At 67.4% G+C, this 15,423-nt stretch carries 17 protein-coding genes; 8 read left to right on the forward strand and 9 right to left on the reverse strand.

Annotated features, from left to right (window positions below; translation table 11 throughout):
- Nucleotides 1-2: 2 nt before the first annotated feature.
- Together RSD66_RS15060 and hisC are read left to right on the forward strand one after the other, a co-directional pair.
- Complete coding sequence (locus RSD66_RS15060) at nt 3-695, forward strand: hypothetical protein (protein WP_415288496.1); 693 nt, start codon at nt 3-5, stop codon at nt 693-695.
- A 30-nt stretch (nt 696-725) separates the two neighbouring features.
- Nucleotides 726-1,841, forward strand: coding sequence for a histidinol-phosphate transaminase (gene hisC, locus RSD66_RS15065; RefSeq protein WP_415288497.1), 1,116 nt, complete (start codon nt 726-728; stop codon nt 1,839-1,841).
- Nucleotides 1,842-1,845: 4 nt separating this feature from the next.
- On the opposite strand, the gene RSD66_RS15070 is transcribed toward hisC, so the two are convergent.
- The 5 genes from RSD66_RS15070 to RSD66_RS15090 are packed head-to-tail and all read right to left on the reverse strand — an operon-like array spanning nt 1,846 to nt 5,674.
- Entirely contained in the window at nt 1,846-2,637 is a 792-nt protein-coding gene (locus RSD66_RS15070) for a MipA/OmpV family protein (protein WP_415288498.1), read from the reverse strand.
- A 50-nt stretch (nt 2,638-2,687) separates the two neighbouring features.
- Nucleotides 2,688-3,401: a lysophospholipid acyltransferase family protein gene (locus RSD66_RS15075; protein WP_415288499.1), complete on the reverse strand. Its 714-nt coding sequence runs from the start codon at nt 3,399-3,401 to the stop codon at nt 2,688-2,690.
- Nucleotides 3,398-4,045 carry a YdcF family protein gene (locus RSD66_RS15080; protein WP_024354944.1) on the reverse strand — a complete coding sequence of 216 codons (648 nt, stop codon included), beginning with the start codon at nt 4,043-4,045 and terminating at the stop codon, nt 3,398-3,400. The genes RSD66_RS15075 and RSD66_RS15080 overlap by 4 nt, the downstream gene beginning before the upstream one ends.
- A 10-nt stretch (nt 4,046-4,055) precedes the next feature.
- A complete protein-coding gene (locus RSD66_RS15085) occupies nt 4,056-4,937 on the reverse strand; it encodes a cell division protein FtsX (RefSeq protein ID WP_415288500.1) in 882 nt (293 codons plus the stop codon).
- Nucleotides 4,934-5,674 (reverse strand): cell division ATP-binding protein FtsE, encoded by a 741-nt coding sequence (locus tag RSD66_RS15090; RefSeq protein ID WP_415288501.1) that lies wholly within the window; start codon nt 5,672-5,674, stop codon nt 4,934-4,936. The genes RSD66_RS15085 and RSD66_RS15090 overlap by 4 nt, the downstream gene beginning before the upstream one ends.
- A gap of 69 nt (nt 5,675-5,743) precedes the next feature.
- On the opposite strand from RSD66_RS15090, the gene RSD66_RS15095 reads away from it, so the two are divergent.
- Entirely contained in the window at nt 5,744-6,607 is an 864-nt protein-coding gene (locus RSD66_RS15095) for an MJ0042-type zinc finger domain-containing protein (RefSeq protein ID WP_415288502.1), read from the forward strand.
- Nucleotides 6,600-7,139 carry a phosphoribosyltransferase gene (locus RSD66_RS15100; protein ID WP_415288503.1) on the forward strand — a complete coding sequence of 180 codons (540 nt, stop codon included), beginning with the start codon at nt 6,600-6,602 and terminating at the stop codon, nt 7,137-7,139. The genes RSD66_RS15095 and RSD66_RS15100 overlap by 8 nt, the downstream gene beginning before the upstream one ends.
- Nucleotides 7,140-7,142: 3 nt before the next feature.
- Here the strand turns inward: RSD66_RS15100 and lysA are convergent, their stop codons facing one another.
- The 3 genes from lysA to argH are packed head-to-tail and all read right to left on the reverse strand — an operon-like array spanning nt 7,143 to nt 10,121.
- Nucleotides 7,143-8,417 (reverse strand): diaminopimelate decarboxylase, encoded by a 1,275-nt coding sequence (lysA, locus tag RSD66_RS15105; protein ID WP_415288504.1) that lies wholly within the window; start codon nt 8,415-8,417, stop codon nt 7,143-7,145.
- A 37-nt stretch (nt 8,418-8,454) separates the two neighbouring features.
- Nucleotides 8,455-8,691 carry an LPS translocon maturation chaperone LptM gene (lptM, locus tag RSD66_RS15110; protein WP_415288505.1) on the reverse strand — a complete coding sequence of 79 codons (237 nt, stop codon included), beginning with the start codon at nt 8,689-8,691 and terminating at the stop codon, nt 8,455-8,457.
- An 11-nt stretch (nt 8,692-8,702) separates the two neighbouring features.
- Nucleotides 8,703-10,121, reverse strand: a complete 1,419-nt coding sequence (gene argH, locus RSD66_RS15115; RefSeq protein WP_415288506.1) for an argininosuccinate lyase — start codon at nt 10,119-10,121, stop codon at nt 8,703-8,705.
- On the opposite strand from argH, the gene RSD66_RS15120 reads away from it, so the two are divergent.
- From RSD66_RS15120 to RSD66_RS15135, 4 genes are all read left to right on the forward strand, one after another.
- Nucleotides 10,120-10,758 (forward strand): TlpA family protein disulfide reductase, encoded by a 639-nt coding sequence (locus RSD66_RS15120; protein WP_415288507.1) that lies wholly within the window; start codon nt 10,120-10,122, stop codon nt 10,756-10,758. The two genes, argH and RSD66_RS15120, sit on opposite strands and share 2 nt — an antisense overlap.
- A gap of 70 nt (nt 10,759-10,828) precedes the next feature.
- A complete protein-coding gene (locus tag RSD66_RS15125; protein ID WP_415288508.1) occupies nt 10,829-11,188 on the forward strand; it encodes a hypothetical protein in 360 nt (119 codons plus the stop codon).
- A gap of 80 nt (nt 11,189-11,268) precedes the next feature.
- On the forward strand, nt 11,269-11,832 hold the full coding sequence (locus tag RSD66_RS15130; RefSeq protein ID WP_415288509.1) for a hypothetical protein: 564 nt from the start codon (nt 11,269-11,271) through the stop codon (nt 11,830-11,832).
- Entirely contained in the window at nt 11,829-12,605 is a 777-nt protein-coding gene (locus RSD66_RS15135; RefSeq protein WP_415288510.1) for a hypothetical protein, read from the forward strand. The genes RSD66_RS15130 and RSD66_RS15135 overlap by 4 nt, the downstream gene beginning before the upstream one ends.
- 101 nt (nt 12,606-12,706) lie before the next feature.
- Here the strand turns inward: RSD66_RS15135 and clpB are convergent, their stop codons facing one another.
- Nucleotides 12,707-15,292 carry an ATP-dependent chaperone ClpB gene (gene clpB, locus RSD66_RS15140; protein WP_415288511.1) on the reverse strand — a complete coding sequence of 862 codons (2,586 nt, stop codon included), beginning with the start codon at nt 15,290-15,292 and terminating at the stop codon, nt 12,707-12,709.
- Nucleotides 15,293-15,423: the final 131 nt, after the last annotated feature.

Raw genomic sequence — 15,423 nt, forward strand, 5'->3', positions numbered from 1 at the left:
TCATGCTGATCGAGCCGCCCGCCGACGAAGCGCGCCTGTCGCTGGAACGGGCCGTGGCCGAGGCCGTCCGCGCGCGGCTGGCGGCGGGCGCGCGCGGTTCGGTCGACGGCGACGCCATCGCCCTGCGCGCCATTCTTTCGGGAATGAGCCTGTCCGAAAAGGCGGCGGTGCGCGCCGTGCTGGGGCGGCTGGAGGCGGCGGACGGACGCCCCCTGATCGCCTGCGGAGCGCTGTCGCAAATGCTGGCGTCTGACCGCTGGGGTCTGACGGCGCGGCCGATGGCCGAGGCGGATCAGGCGCTGCTCGCCGTGCGTAACGGGACGGCGCGCAAGACCCGCGCCCTGATCGACCTGTCGCCGCGGCCGTGGTGGGGGCGGCTGCTGGCCCTGCCCATGCTGAAGATCATCGCCGCCCTGCCCGATGACGCCGCCGGGGCGCCGCGCGCCCTGATGGTGTCGACCGAGGCGCCGGGACCGACCGGCGAGGACCGCACCTTCTGGGTCACGGACAGCGCATGGCCGGACGCCCGTATCGTCGAGGCCCTGTCGCAGGCCGGTCTGGCGGCCGAATTTCTGTCGGGCGGAGGCGGGTTGAAGCTGTTCGTCCTGACAGGCTATGTGCAGGCGGAAGACATCAGGCTGGACGGCGCGCCCGGCGGCCTGACCGGCGTCATCGGCGCCGCTCCCGTCTTCTGAACATAGCGACCGGCAGGGGATGACGCGCGCATGACCGAAGCGAACCAGGCGCCGTCTGACGGCGCGCCTCAACCCAAGCGCGGCGTGCTGGACATCGCGCCCTATGTCGGCGGCAAGAGCGCCATCGCGGGCGTCGCCAAACCGATCAAGCTGTCCTCCAACGAAAACGCGCTGGGCGCGGGCGAAAAGGCGCGCGAGGCCTTCGCCGCCGCTGCGTCTTCGATCCACCTCTATCCCGACGGCCGGGCCGATCGCCTGCGCGTAGCGGTGGCCGAGGCGCACGGGCTGGAGCCGGAGCGGCTGATCTTCGGCAACGGCTCGGACGAGGTCTTCGCCCTGCTGAACCAGACCTATCTGGAGGCGGGGGACAATATCGTCACCAGCCAGTACGCTTTCGTCGCCTATCAGATTTCCGCCCGCGCCTGTCAGGCCGAGGTCAGGCAGGCGGCCGAGCCGGACTTCCGCGCCGACGTCGACGCCATGCTGGGCCTGGTCGATGAGCGGACGAAGCTGGTCTATCTGTCGAACCCGGCCAATCCGACCGGCAGCTTCGCCACGGGCGAGGAGATCCGCCGCCTGCACGCGGGCCTGCCGCCCCACGTCATCCTGGTGATCGACGAAGCCTACGCCGAGTTCGTGACCGAGCCGGACTGGGAAAGCGCCTTCGATCTGGCGCGCACGGCGCCCAACATCGTCGTCACCCGCACCTTCTCCAAGCTGCATGGGCTGGGCGGTCTGCGGGTCGGCTATGGCTATGCGCCGCTGGCGGTGGAGCAGGCCATCGACCGCATTCGCCTGCCGTTCAACGTCTCCCTGCCGGGGATCGAAGCGGCCATCGCCGCCCAGGGCGATGAGGCGCACCAGAAGGCCTCGCGTGATCTGGTGGCCGAGTGGCGGCCGCGCCTGACCCAGGCCATTCGGGGCTTTGATTTCGAGGTGTTTCCGGCGTCGGGCAACTTCATCCTGATCCGCTTCCCCGATGCGAAGCGCTCGGCCTCGGCGGCGCAGGATTATCTGCAGGCCAAGGGCATCATCGTTCGCGGCGTGGGCAGTTATGGCCTGCCTGACTGCCTGCGGGTGACGATCGGGACGGAAGACCAGAACCGCGCCGTCCTCGACGCCCTCAGCGAGTTCGCGGCGAGCTGAAGACTCAGCCGCCGCTGTTGAAGCGCACCACGCCGATCACGCCTGCGCGCCAGACGTAGTCGTCCTTGATCAGGGGGCTGTCCTTGATGTCGCCCAGACGCTGTTCGTAGTTGACGAAAGCGCCGACGCCGTAACGGTCGCCGATCGGCACGGCCAGCATGGCTGCGGCGCCTGCGGCCGACAGTCCGCCCGACGGCGTGAAGGCGGCGTAGTCGCTATTGGCCGCTTCCTGTGCGGTGACGCCGTAATAGCGCTGGACGCGCGCGTCGCTGCCGCCGCGCATATAGGCCATCGTCTGCAACATGCCGATAGGCGTCACGCGCTGGTGGCTGACCGAGCCGTAGTACTCAAGACCGGCGTCGTCGCCGGTGGCGTCATGCTGGATGCGGCCGCCGACCACGACATTGCCCGGCAGACGTTTGAAGGCGTAAAGGGCCGCATCGGCGCCGTAGCCGGGCCGGTCCATGCCCTCGATGTCGCCCGCTGCAAAGCGCGGACGCAACTGAACGCCCGCATGGAAGCCGTCGCGCTTGACGGCGTTCCAGCCCAGTCCGTCCAGACCGTTGGCGTAGACGATGTCACGATAGGAGGCCGAGCCCCAGGCGGTGAAGTTGAAATCCTCGGACTTGTCGCCCGAGACGCTGAAGCCCCGGACAAAGCCGCCGCCGATGTCGACCTTCCACGTCTGCGGCGCTTCAAGCGGCTGGAACGGCTGGGACTGCGCAGAGGCGACAGCCGGAAGGGCGCCGAGGGCGACCGTCAGCAGGGCGAGGCGAAAGGCGGAGCGTGAAATCATGAGCGGGTCCCGGTCAACAGCTGATGATATAGGGGCCCGCCCTCCAAAGCCTAGGTTCTGGGCGGCAACAAGGCGGTCGAGGCGTCTTCGATCCGGCTTTCCAACTGCTTCATGAACTCGGCCCGCTTCAGACCCGCGGGAATCGGCGGCAGAAACTCGAACACCACCGTGCCCGGATAGCGTTTGAAACCATGCGCCGGCCAATGGACGCCCGAGTTGGTGGCGACAGGCCAGCAGGGCGCGTCCACGTCGCGATAGATGGCGGCGACGCCGGGCTTGTAGTCGGCCGGTGCGCCCGGAGCCGTGCGGGTGCCTTCGGGGAAGATCAGGATCTGACGCCCCTCCGCCAGACGGGCGCGGGTCTGCCGCACCATGTCCTTCAGCGCCTTGGCGTGGGCGGCGCGGTCGACGGCGATCATCTTCGTCTTCCAGGCGAACCAGCCGAAGAAGGGCAGCGGCATCAGCTCCTTCTTCATCACGAAACAGGCGTCGTCGAGGAAGGCGAAGGGGGCGATGACGTCCAGCATCCCCTGATGCTTGGCCGCAATCAGGGCCGGGCCGTTGGGGCGGTGCTCCAGCCCGCGCACTTCGACCTTCACCCCCGCGATCCAGCGCAGGCCGAACAGGACGAAGCGCGCCCACAGCTTGATCACCCCCATCGCCGCCCGGTGCGGCATCAGCAGCGCGGGCGACAGCAGGACGGCGAACAGCGGCATCGACAGATACAGCCACAGGGTGAAGATCAGGGATCGAACGGTCGTCATGCAGCGGCCTTGCGGAGGTCTGAGGCGTCGGGTGCGGCAGGGCCGGGGCGCTCGGGATGGCGGCCGGTCAGGCGATGCATCCCCTCGCGGCCCAGGACGGCCAGGTATTTCATGTACTCCAGCGTCATGCGCCGGGCGGTCTCGGTCGCGCGCCACCAGGACGGGGTGTCCAGCGACGGCGTGGAGATGGCGTAGGGGGTCAGCCGCACGCCGGGCGCCGCCCCGCGAATCTCCAGCAGGCTGCGCGGCATATGATAGTCCGAGGTGACGACGATCAGATCGTCATAACCCTTGGCCCGCGCCCAGGCGGCGATCTCCTGGGCGTTGCCGACGGTGTTCTCGGCCTCGAAGCCCAGGTCGACACAGCAGTTGAACAGCTTCTTGGACCCCGGCGTCAGGGCGCGCAGCTCCTGACGGCGCACCTCGCGGTTGACGCCCGAGATCAGCAGCCGGTCGCCCTTGCCCTGCTCCAGCAGGCGGATGGCGGCGTTGACGCGCTCGGCCGAGGGGCCGGTCAGGGAGACGATGGCGTCCGCCCGCGCGGGCTCGGGCGCAGGCGTCAGACCGCGAACCCGCTCGGCGAAGACGAACAGGCCCGTCAGCCACATCAGCGCCACCACGGCGATCAGCGTCAGGAACTTCATGCTTAACTAACTAGCGACGCCCGCCCAGCTTCGCCAGCGCCGTCAAACGCGCAGCCAGCACCGCGACCGCCCCCGCCAGCAAGGGGCAGGCGATCAGCGCCAGCAGGTCGCCAAAGGCCAGCGGCAGGGCCGGGGTCAGCCCGCCCTCGCCCCCGATCAGGCGCAACGCCGCCAGCATCAGCGCGGCCAGTCCGGCCCCCGCCGCGCCCGCCGTCGCCGCCAGAACGCCGAACCGCTGCTGGAACAGGGCGGCGATCGCTCCGTCCGACGCGCCGTTCAGGCTCAGCGTCTCGATCACCGTCGCCTGAGCCGCCATGCCCGCTCGGGTGGCGTAGGCGATCGCCGCCGCCGTCGCCGCCGCGATCAGCAGGAAGGCCGCGCCCGCCAGGGCCGTGATCAGGCCCGCCGACCGTTCGACCTCGCCGCGCCACAGGCTGTGGTCGTCGACGCTGGCGTCCAGCCCGGCCTCGGCCAGGGCGCGGCTCAGGCTCGGCGCGCTGGCGGGCGCCTTGGGGTCCAGCCGGACGACGACCAGATAGGGCAGAGGCAGGTCGGGCAACACCGCCTCCCCTACCCACGGCCGCAACAGGGCCTCGGCCGCCTTGCGGTCCATCGCCTGCGCCTCGGCCACGCCCTTGACCCCGGCCAGGGTCTCGGCGGCGCGGGCGGCGGCGGCGGGGCCGGTCTCATCGACGCGCGGGCGCACCTGCACCGTCGCTTCGGCGCGCAGATGCGACGCCCAACCGTGCGCGGCCCGATCGGCCGCCAAGGCGCCGACGGCGGCGATGGAGGCCAGGAAGCACAGCACGGCGATGACCACCACCAGCCAGCGCTCGCCCCCGGCCTCGCGCGGCAGAAGTTCGGGCTGGGCGTTGCGCATGAAGCCGATCATGACTGCGCCTCCGGTCCCGCCGATGAAGCCGGCGCGATCTGAGCCAGCCGCCCGCCTTCCAACCGCAGGACGGCGGCGCCGCTGCGCTCGGCCAGAGCCTCGTCGTGGCTGGCGATCAGGACCGTGGCGCCGAGTTTGTTCAGCGACTGGAACAGCCGCATCAGCTTCTCGCCCATCGGCCGGTCGACGCTGCCGGTCGGTTCGTCGGCCAGGATCAGGCGCGGGCGGGCCACCACGGCGCGGGCGATGGCCAGCCGTTGCTTCTCGCCGCCGGACAGGGTGGGCGGCAGGGCGTCCAGCCGCCCGCCCAGCCCGACCCAGCGCAGCATCTCCTGCACGTCGGCGCCGTAGTCCGCCGGGCGTTCTCCCGCCAGCCGCAGCGGCAAGGCCGCATTGTCGAAGGCCGACAGATGGTCCAGCAGGCGGAAATCCTGAAAAATCACCCCCATGCGACGGCGAAGCGCCGGGACCTCGCGCCGGGGCAGTTGGGTCACGTCCTGACCGAACAGGCTGATTCGACCCGCCTGCGGCCGCGCCGCCAAAGTCAGCAGCCGCAGCAACGAGGACTTGCCCGCCCCCGAAGGTCCGGTAAGGAAGTGGAAAGAGCCGTTTGGCAGACTAAGGTTAACGTCCCGCAGCACGACGGGCCTGCCCCCATAGCCGAAGCCCACGCCTCTGAGGCGGACGGCGTCAGGCGCGGAATCAGGGTCGGCGGCGCGGCGGATCGGATCGGGCATAGGGTTTCGTATTGGACCGGGGCGTTGCGCCGCGACAGGAGGGGGCGATAAGCCTCACAGTCAGCTGACATGATACTGACCTGTCCCGCCTGCGCCACCAGCTATTTTGTTCCCGACGAAGCGATCGGCCCCAACGGCCGTCGTGTCCGCTGCAAGACGTGCGGCCACGACTGGCGCGCCAGCCTTGAGGATGCGCCGCTGGAGCTGGAATCGGCGACGGAAGGCCTGAGCCCAGCCGAAGACGCTTCGTCCGAAACCCTGCCTGAAAGTCTGGCCGAGACGCCTGCGCCCGAACTGCCGCGCGCCTTCCGCGCCCGGGCCGAGCGCAGGCGCCGCACCCGGCAGGCGGCGGCGGCGGGCGCAGCCTGGGCCGCGGCGGCGGCGGTCGTGCTGGGACTGATCACCAGCGGCGTCCTGTTCCGTGAAGAGATCGTCCGCAAATTCCCGGTGACGGCAGGGGCCTATGGCGCCCTGGGTCTGGACGTGAACATCGTCGGACTGGAGTTCGAAGCCCAAAGGGCCCGCGTGGCGCCGCATGATCCGGGCAAGATCGTCGTGTCAGGCGTCGTGCGGAATATTCGTGAAACCGAGGTGTCGTCGCCTCCCATCCGCGTGATCCTACAGGATGAACGCGGCGTCGAGATCGCCAGCAGGGTGGTGCGCCCAGACTGGCCCCCCACGCTGCCGGGGAAAACGCAGGGTTTCGCCACGGTCATCGCTGACCCGCAGGGCAAGGCGGCGGGGATGACGACGAAGTTCATTCTTGAGCCTGCGCGCAAGACGCCCCCCCGCACCGCCGGCAAGAAGGCTCGCCCTGAACCCGCCGCGCGCGAAGATGGAGGCCTACGTCGTCTGGGCGCCCTCAACCTTGGTCCGACGCCCGCGCCTCTCGACACCGACGTCGCAGACGGGGTATCGGCGAGGCATGGCTGACACCCCATCGACGCCCGCTCCCGCTGTCCTTCTGTCCCAGGCTGAGATCGAGGCCGTCGTGGCCCATCTGGCGCGCCGCATCGCCCCCCATGTCGATGATCAGACGGTGGCCGCCGTCCTGCTGACCGGCGGACTGTGGTTCGCCGCCGACCTGACCCGCGCCCTGTCGCGCGAAGGCCGCAATGTGCGCTTCGACGCCCTGTGGCTGGCTTCCTACGGCGATGAGCAGACCAGCCGGGGCCGGATCGAGGTCCGCGCCCCCTATCAGCGCCCGCTGACCGGCAAGAAGGTGCTGATTCTGGACGACGTGTTCGACACAGGTCTGTCGTTGGCCGAGGCGGTGCGCATCACCAGGGAAGCAGGCGCCGCCGAGGTGCTGACCTGCGTCTTCGCCCGCAAGCCCTGGCCCAAGCCCCGCGCGCCCGAGCCCGACTTCGTCGGCTGGGAGGCGCCGAACCGCTTTCTGGTCGGCTATGGCCTGGACCATGCGGGCGGGATGCGCGGCCTGCCCGACATCTGCGCGCTGGACTGAGGCTTAAAGCCAGTCCGCCATCGGTTCGCGGGCGAACATCTCGTCATAGGTCGGGCGCGGGCGGATGACCGCGCTGCGCTCGCCGTCGACCAGAACTTCGGCGGCCAGGGGACGGGTGTTGTATTCGCCGCTCATGACCGCGCCATAGGCTCCGGCGCTCATGAAGACGACCAGATCGCCCGCCTTCAACGGCGGCAGGTCCCGATCGCGCGCGAAGGTGTCGCCGGTCTCGCAGACCGGCCCTACCACGTCGTGGGGCAGAGCCTCGCCCGTCACAGGACGCACCGGCTTCAGGTCGTGGAAGGCGTCATAAAGCGCAGGGCGCATCAGGTCGTTCATCGCCGCATCCAGCACCAGGAAGCGACGGCCGTCGGTCCGCTCATTGACCTGAATGACGCGGCTCAGCAGCACGCCCGCGTTGGCCGCCATCAGGCGACCGGGCTCGAAGGCCGCTTCGACGTTCAACCCCTCCAGCACACGCGCGGCCATCGCCACATAGTCGGCCGGAGCAGGCGTCGCCGCATCGCCATAATAGGGCACGCCCAGTCCGCCGCCGAGATCAAGCCGCGTGACGCTGTGCCCCTGGGAGCGCAGGTCTTCCGTCATCTGGCGCAGCACCCGGAAGGCGGCCTCGAGCGGGGCTAGGTCGGTGATCTGGCTGCCGATGTGGCAGGCCAGCCCCACCGGCGTGACGTGGGGCGAGCTTGAGGCGCGGGCGTAAAGGGCCATCGCCTCCTCGACCGGCACGCCGAACTTGTCGCCCGCGCCGCCGGTGGTGATCTTGGCGTGACCGCCCGCGCCGATCTTGGGGTTCACCCGGATGGCGATGGCGGGGGCGGCGTTCTTAGTCGCAGCGACCGCGATCAGCCGGTCCAGCTCGGTCGAGGACTCGACGTTGATCTGACGCACGCCCTGTTCGATGGCGAAGGTCAATTCGGCGTCGGTCTTGCCCACGCCCGAAAAGATGATGCGCTCGCCGGGAATGCCGACGGCCAGCGCCCGGCGGATCTCGCCCTCGGACACGGTGTCCGCGCCGCAGCCCAGCTTGGCCAGGGTCGCCAGCACCGACAGGTTGGAGTTGGCCTTGACCGCAAAGGCGATCAGGGCGTCGCCCAGCGCGCCCCGATGCGCGTCGCACGCCTCGCGCAGCAGGCCGTAGTGACGGCGCAGGGTGGCCGAGGAATAGACGTAGGTCGGCGTGCCGACGCTGTCCGCCAGCGCCTCCAGAGAGACGCCCTCGGCATGCAGGACGCCGTCCTTGAGATCGAAATAGTGCACCGGCGGGGAGTCCAGTCAGAGAGAAGAGCCAGAAGGCTCAGTTCATCGGCGGCGGCTTGCCGAACGGGTTGCTCGTGCCGTTGTCGATGGGCATCTGGCGCGGCGGCAGGTTCTGCATCGCGTCCTCGGGCAGATGATCGGCCGAGCGGTCGCGGATGGCGCGCTCGGTCTGCTTCTTCGGCGTCGCGCCCTGCGGCGGCTCAAGGTCCGCCATGCGACCGCAGGCCGACAGCATCAGGGCGGCGGCGCCCGCGAGGATCAGGGTCTTTTTCACAGACGTCTTCTTCACAGGCGGCTTCTCCAGTCGGCGATGCGCGCGCGGACCTGTTCCGGCGCCGTGCCGCCGAAGCTCTGGCGGCTGGCGCAGGAGGCTTCGGGCATCAGCACTTCATACACGCCTTCGGTGATCCGGCCATCCAGCGCCTGCAATTCCGTCAGCGGCAATTCGCCCAGCCCCAACCCCAGCGCCTCGGCCCGCTTCACGGCGGCGCCGGTGACGTGGTGCGCCTGGCGGAAAGGCAAGTTCAGTTCGCGCACCAGCCAGTCGGCCAGGTCGGTGGCGGTCGAGAAGCCCGCGCCCGCGGCGGCGGCCATCTTTTCGGTGTTGGGGCGGATCACGGCGACCATGGCGGTCATGGCCGTCAGAGCCAGATCCAGCGCGTCAAAGGCCTCGAACACCGGCGGCTTGTCCTCCTGCATGTCCTTGGAATAGGCCAGCGGCAGGCCCTTCATCACCGTGGTCAGGGCGATCAGGGCGCCGTTGATGCGGCCCGTCTTGGCCCGCACCAGCTCGGCCGCATCCGGGTTGCGCTTCTGCGGCATGATGGACGAGCCGGTGGTCAGGTCGTCGGGCAGGGTCGCAAAGCCGAACATCGGCGTCATCCACACCACGATCTCTTCGGCCAGACGCGACAGGTGGCCCGCCGCGATGGAGGCGGCGGCCAGGCTTTCCAGCGCGAAATCGCGATCCGAAACGGCGTCCAGAGAATTCGCCATCGGCCGGTCGAAGCCCAGCGCCTGCGCCGTCATATGACGGTCGATGGGGAAAGGCGATCCGGCCAGGGCCGCGGCGCCCAGCGGGTTCTCGTTCATGCGGGCGCGGGCGTCGGCGAAGCGCCCCGCGTCGCGGCCGAACATCTCGACATAGGCCATCAGGTGATGGCCGAAGGTCACCGGCTGGGCCGTCTGCAGATGGGTGAAGCCCGGCATCAGGTCGCCCGCGTGCTGTTCCGCCCGGTCCAACAGAGTCCTCTGCAGGTCTTGCAGCTGCGCCACGGTGCGATCGCAGGCGTCGCGCACCCACAGGCGGAAGTCGGTCGCCACCTGATCATTGCGGCTGCGCGCCGTATGGAGGCGCCCCGACGGCTCGCCGATCAGCTCCGACAGGCGGGCCTCGACGTTCATGTGAATGTCTTCATAGGCGTCGCGGAAGGGGAAGCTCCCGTCCCGGATCTCGCCTTCGATCACGTCCAGCCCGCCAAGGATGGCCTGGGCGTCGGCGGCGGCGATGATCCCCTGCTTCTCCAGCATGCGACAATGGGCCCGCGAACCGGCCAGGTCCTGCGCCCACAGGCGTTTGTCGACGCCGATGGAGACGTTGATGGCCTGCATGATGTCCGCAGGCTTGGCGCTGAAGCGCCCACCCCATAGAGACTGGCCCTGAGCGGGGGAATCTGGCTGTGGTTTGGAAGGCGTATCGGACATGAGCGGCTCTGGACGGACTTGGGCGGGCGTGGCGACGTTCGCGGTGATCGGCGTGATCGGCATGGGCGCGGCGCTGCTATACGTCAATCAGAAGGGCGGAGGCAAAGAGTCCGCGCCGCCTGCGGCCCAGGCGCCGGTCCAACCCCTTGAGCCGCAACTGGCCGCCTTCGCCAAGGGATCGCTGGCGGCCCTGCAGGCGCCCGCCTCCCCCGCCGCTCCCGACTATGTGTTCAAGGCCGCCGACGGCGCCGACGTCCGCCTGGCCGACTTCGCAGGCAAGGTGACGGTGGTGAACCTGTGGGCCACCTGGTGCGCCCCGTGTCGGATCGAGATGCCGACGCTCGCGGCCCTGGCCGACCACTATAAGGCGCGCGACGACTTCGCCGTGGTCGCCGTCAGCATGGACCTCGACAAGACGGCGGACGAGGCGCGGGCCTTCATCGCCCAGAACGCGCCTCTGGACTTCTACATCGACCCGAAATTCCAGCTGGCGTTCGAGTTCCCCGGCAAGGGCGCCATGCCCCAGACGATCGTCATGGACCGCCAGGGCCGGGTCCGCGCCGTCCTGACCGGCGAGGCCGACTGGGCCGGGCCCGAGGCGCGCGCCCTGATCGAGCACCTGCTGGCCGAGGGCTGAGGCCGAGCTCCGGCCCCGCTTGTCGAAGACGGCCCGAAAGGTTGATGCTCCAGCCGAACAGGAGGCTGCGATGAGCGTCGAGACCCACTATCTGGCCGTCTTCACCAGCGACAAGACCGGCCCCAAATGGCGGGCCTGGCGCGCCATGAGCGAGGCCGAGCAGGCTGAGACGGCCCGCCGCGGCGTGGCCGCCGTCGCCGAATGGGAGGCGGCGCACCGCGACTCCATCGTCTTTCAGGGCGGCCCGCTGGGCCCGACCAAGCGCCTCGACGACGACGGCGCCGTGACCGACATGGTCAACCTTCTGACCGTCTTCATGGTCGTGCGCGCCGAAAGCCACGAGGCGGCGGCCCGCCTGTTCGAGGGGCACCCGCACATGAGCATCTTCGTCTGCGACGGGGTCGAGGTGATGCCGGTGTTGGGAGGATGACACCCCAACAAATGGAACGCCACTATACGAACCAACCTGCTGAGTATAACAACTGATCATCAAATGTCGGGGAGGAACGGTTGGCCAAGCTCGCAGTCAACATCGCTGAAGGACTCATAGAAATCGAGGGCGACGAGAAGTTCGTGCTGTCCGCTTTCTCGGAGGTTCGTGCAGCACTCAAGGAAATGGAGACAGGTTCGTCAGCGCCTGAAAAAATACAGACAACTTTCAAGGCCACGCCGCCCCCTCAAAAGGAGGAAAAAGGCTCTGGGGTAAAGACCAAGGGCTCAACCGGCAAAGGCAAAACATCAAAGGCGGCCCAGCCTGTCTTGAATGCTAACCTCGACCTGACCGGTCTGAGTGGGTTCGTAGCTGATCATAAGCCCGCGAAGAACACCGAGCGAATTCTGGTGTTCGCAGCCTTCCTTCGAGACAAGCTAGCTATTTCACCCTGCTCATTCGACGACATATTCTCGTGCTTTCACGCCATGAAAAGCACCATGAAGATTCCTCAAGCCTTCGCAAAAAACATGCATGACGCTAAATCTGAGGGCTTCATTGAATACGTAAAGCTCAACGAAATTGGAATTCCGATCATGGGCGAGAACCACCTCGTTACCCTCGCCAAGAAAACGTCTGAATGAGCGACGCGCTGGATCAATCTCATTTGGCCACCTTCTATGGCGAGATTCCTAATAAGGATGATCTTTCCAAAGGTGAGTTAGCGAACATGTTTGCCTACTATCTTCAGGTCGAGCTAGGTCGCCCATCAGTGACCACGGCCGAATTGAAACGGTGTTTCGCTCTGAGCGACCTCGGCATGCCTACATGGCTAGCCACACATCTGACCAACAATTCAAAGGGGCGCGGCGCTACCTACGTCAAGGCAACCAAGGGCTACAGGCTTCACGCCCGAGAACGTGAACGACTGGCGGCCATATTTGGTCCTAAACTCACTATAGTTCAAACTAGCTCCCCCATGAAGGCAATTCACGACTCATTGCCTGAAGGAGCGCGCAAAGACTTCTTGGACGAGGCCATTCGCTGTTACGCTGCTGGCTGCAACAGGGCGTCTGTCGTCATTTTCTGGTTATTCCTCATGGATCACCTTTACGAGTTGGTGCTCACTAGACACAAACCCGCATTCAATACTGTACTCGCAGGCAATACCGACAAGAGAATCAAGATAACATCACTATCGAAAAGGGATGATTTCGGCGAGATACCGGAAGGTAAGTTCGTAGAATTTCTGCGCTCCGCCGGTATCATCAGCAATGATGTCAGAAAAATTCTCGATCAAAAGCTTGGCACAAGAAATACTGCAGCACATCCATCTACGGTTAAACTTGCACAGAGCAAAGCAAACGATTTTTTTGACGACTTAATTGAGAACGTTTACAAAAAATACCCTCTATAGCCAATTATTGACGTCACGCTGTAGAGCGTAGCGTTCAAAAACGGCGCAAAGCCCCCATGGTGCCGCATAGCCCCGATCGGATCTACGACCGGGGCACACCATCAATGCACTCGCGCCTTGCCGATCTCCAGCCCATCGGCGCCCGCTGACACGGCCACCACGCTGCCGTCCTCGATCTCGCCGGCCAGCAGCATCTTCGCCATCGGGTCGACCAGTTCCTTCTGGATGACGCGCTTCAGCGGCCGTGCGCCATACACCGGGTCGTAGCCCTTGTCGGCGAGCCAGGTCAGGGCGCTGTCGTCCAGGGCCAGCGTCAGGCGACGGTCGGCCATCAGCTTCTCAAGACGCGCCAGCTGGATGCGGACGATGCCGCCCATCTGTTCGCGGCCGAGGCGGTGGAACAGGATGATCTCGTCGATGCGGTTCAGGAACTCGGGCCGGAAGTGGGCGCGGACCTGTTCCATGACCAGCGGGCGCACGGCCTCGACATCCTCGCCCTCAGGCTGGTCGGCCAGATACTGGCTGCCCAGGTTGGAGGTCATGATGATCAGGGTGTTCTTGAAGTCGATGGTGCGGCCCTGACCGTCGGTCAGGCGGCCGTCGTCCAGCACCTGAAGCAGCACGTTGAAGACGTCGGGGTGGGCCTTCTCGACTTCGTCGAACAGGACGACCTGATAGGGGCGGCGACGCACGGCCTCGGTCAGGGCGCCGCCCTCGTCATAGCCGACATAGCCCGGAGGGGCGCCGATCAGGCGGCTGACCGAGTGCTTCTCCATGTATTCGGACATGTCGATGCGGGTGATGGCGTTGTCGTCGTCGAACAGATAGCCCGCCAGCGCCTTGGTCAGCTCGGTCTTGCCCACGCCCGTGGGGCCGAGGAAGAGGAAGCTGCCCAGCGGCTTGTTGGGGTCGTTCAGACCGGCGCGGGCGCGGCGCACGGCGTCGGAGACGGCGGCCAGGGCCTCGTCCTGACCGACCACGCGGCGGCCCAGTTCGTCCTCCATCTTGAGCAGCTTCTCGCGCTCGCCTTCCAGCATCTTGTCGACGGGCACGCCGGTCCAGCGGCTGACGACGGCGGCGATCTGCTCGGCGTCCACGACCTCGGGCGTCAGGGGGGCGGCGACCGCCGCCGGGGCTTCGTCTTCGGCGAGCTGCTTCTCCAGCTGCGGGATCTGGCCGTAGGCGATCTCTGACGCGCGGCCGAGGTCGCCGGCGCGCTGGGCGGCGGCCAGTTCGGCGCGCAGGCGGTCTAGGGTCTCACGCAGCTGGGCGCCCTGCCCCACCTTGTCCTTCTCGGACTTCCAGCGGGCGGTCATCTCGTCCGACTGGCCCTGCAGGTCGTCGATCTCGTCTTCCAGCCTCTCAAGACGGTGCTGGGAGGCCTGATCGCTCTCCTTCTTCAGGGCCTCGCGCTCAATCTTCAGCTGGACCAGGCGGCGGTCGATCTCGTCCAGCGCCTCGGGCTTGGAGTCGACGGCCATGCGCACGCGGCTTGCGGCCTCGTCGATCAGGTCGATGGCCTTGTCCGGCAGGAAGCGGTCGGTGATGTAGCGGTTCGACAGGGTGGCGGCGGCGACGATGGCGCTGTCGGAGATGCGCACCCCGTGGTGGACCTCATACTTCTCCTTCAGGCCGCGCAGGATCGACACCGTGTCCTCGACGGTGGGTTCAGCGACGAAGACCGGCTGGAAGCGACGGGCCAGGGCCGCGTCCTTTTCGACGTGCTTGCGGTATTCATCCAGCGTGGTGGCGCCGACGCAGTGCAGTTCGCCGCGCGCCAGGGCGGGCTTGAGCAGGTTGGAGGCGTCCATCGCGCCGTCGCCCTTGCCCGCCCCGACCAGGGTGTGCATCTCGTCGATGAAGAGGACGATCTGGCCCTCGGCGGCGGCGACCTCGTTCAGCACGGCCTTCAGCCGCTCCTCGAACTCGCCGCGGTATTTGGCCCCGGCGATCAGGGCGCCCATGTCCAGCGACAGGACCTTCTTGTCCTTCAGGCTTTCGGGCACGTCGCCGTTGACGATGCGCAGGGCCAGGCCTTCGACGATGGCGGTCTTGCCGACGCCGGGCTCGCCGATCAGGACGGGATTGTTCTTGGTGCGGCGGGCCAGCACCTGGATGGTGCGGCGGATCTCTTCGTCGCGGCCGATGACGGGGTCGACCTTGCCGTCGCGCGCGGCCTCGGTCAGGTCGCGGGCATAGCGTTTAAGGGCGTCGAAGCTGTCCTCGGCGCCCGCGCTGTCGGCGGTCTTGCCCTTGCGGATTTCGGCGACGGCTTCGTCCAGTTTCCTGGCCGTGACCCCGGCGGATTTCAGCGCCTCGGCGGCGGCCCCGCCCTCCTTGGCGATGGCGGCCAGCAGGCGTTCGGTGGTGACGAAGGCGTCGCCCGCCTTCTTGGCGGCCTCTTCGGCGGCGCTGAAGACGCGCGCGGTGTCGCCGTCCAGATAGAGCTGGCCCGAGCCGCCCTCGACCTGAGGCCGCTTCTTCAGCAGGCCTTCGGTGACCAGCTCAACGGCGGACGGATCGCCGCCCGCCTGATCAATCAGCTTACGCGCTAGGCCGTCGCGCTCCTCAAGCAGCACCTTGAGCAGGTGCTCGGGCGCGAACTGCTGGTGGCGGCGAGCCAGGGCCAGAGACTGGGCGGACTGGACGGCCTGTTTGGCGCGGTCGGAATAGACGTCGAGATTCATGGTGTTCGGTTTCCCCTCAGGAGGCGGAGTTGAACTCAATGCGCCCTTATCTGAAGCGACGCCTTGAGCTGTCGCAAAACAGGTGGGTGTGGCCGATCAGACACGCAAGGGCCCAAGCGAGAACGCCCGCC

The organism is Brevundimonas sp. S1H14 (assembly GCF_047716865.1).
In the GTDB taxonomy this organism is placed as follows: domain Bacteria; phylum Pseudomonadota; class Alphaproteobacteria; order Caulobacterales; family Caulobacteraceae; genus Brevundimonas; species Brevundimonas naejangsanensis.